A 1,358-nucleotide genomic window follows, 5' to 3' on the forward strand; every position below is an offset into this window, starting at 1 on the left:
GGGGTCCAGCCCGCAGCCCACGGCGGCGGCGTCGTGCTTGCAGCCGCGCGGACAGTCGGCGGTGCCGGGCTCCAGGTCGGGGAAGGCGGACAGGATCCGGTCGGGGTCCACATAGGCCAGACCGAAGGAACGGATGCCCGGGGTGTCGATGATCCAGGTGCCGGCGGGCGAGTCCTGGACCTTCAGCGCCAGGGCCGACGACGACGTGTGCCGGCCGCGCCCGGTGACGGCGTTGACTCCGCCGGTGGCGCGCTGGGCTCCGGTGAGCGCATTGACCATGGTGGACTTGCCGACGCCCGAGTGGCCGAGGGTAACGGTGACCTTGCCGTCGAGATAACCGCGCAGCGCGGCCACGGCCTCGGTATCGAGCCGCGCGGACAGGCCCTCGTCGGAGCGGGTGTCCACGCCGAGGGCGTCGGCAGCTGCGGTGCGGCTGACGATCGCCGGCAGCTCCAGGTGCTCGTAATTGGACAGCAGCTCGGCGGGGTCCTTCAGGTCGGCCTTGGTGACGCAGAGCAGCGGGCGGATCCCGGCGTCGTACGCGGCCACCAGCGCCCGGTCGATGAACCCGGTGCGGGGTTCGGGGTTTGCCGCCGCCACCACGATGACGAGCTGGTCGGCGTTGGCCACCACCGCACGTTCAACCGGATCGGTGTCGTCGGCACTGCGGCGCAGCAGGGTGCGCCGTTCCTCCACCCGGACCAGCCGGGCGAGGCTGTCGGGTTCGCCGGAGACATCGCCGACCAGGGCCACGAAGTCTCCGGTGACCACCGGGGTGCGGCGCAGCTCGCGGGCCCGGGCCGCGACGACGATGCGCTCGCGGGCAGTGTCTTCATCGACGACGGCGGTGTAGCGGCCGCGGTCGACGGTGACGATCCGCCCGAGTTCCGCGTCCTCGTGGGCCGGGCGGTCCTTGGTGCGCGGACGGGAACCGCGCTTGTTCGGGCGGATGCGCACATCCGATTCGTCCCAGCTGCCGGTGCTGCGCGACACCGTCAGCCCTCGCTGGCCGAGGCGGCCGGGGCAACGGTGAACATGTCCTGCCACAGCTGCGGAAACTCGGGCATCGTCTTCGCCGTGGTGCCGATGTCCTCGACCTCCACGCCGGGCACGGCCAAGCCGAGGATGGCGCCGGCAGTCGCCATGCGGTGGTCTTCGTAGGAATGGAACAGGCCGCCGTGCAGCGGCTTCGGCCGGATCAACAGACCGTCCTCCGTCTCCTCGGCGTCGCCCCCCAGCCGGTTGATTTCCGCCACCAGAGCCGCCAAGCGGTCCGTCTCATGGCCGCGCAGGTGGGCAATGCCGCTCAGGCGGGACTCGCCGTCGGCCAACGCGCACAGCGCTGCCGCGGTCGGCGC

General features: G+C 72.1%; 2 protein-coding genes. Both read right to left on the reverse strand.

Annotated elements, in window-relative coordinates; genetic code table 11:
• Positions 1-993, reverse strand: a 993-nt coding sequence (gene rsgA, locus AC5RV2_RS18000) for a ribosome small subunit-dependent GTPase A (protein WP_494093460.1), incomplete at its 3' end; no start/stop codon positions are given.
• 2 nt (positions 994-995) lie between these two features.
• Positions 996-1,358: carboxyvinyltransferase (locus AC5RV2_RS18005; RefSeq protein ID WP_494093461.1), on the reverse strand; the 363-nt coding region annotated here is incomplete at its 5' end.

The sequence above is a fragment of the Arthrobacter sp. Y3225116 genome (assembly GCF_059091245.1).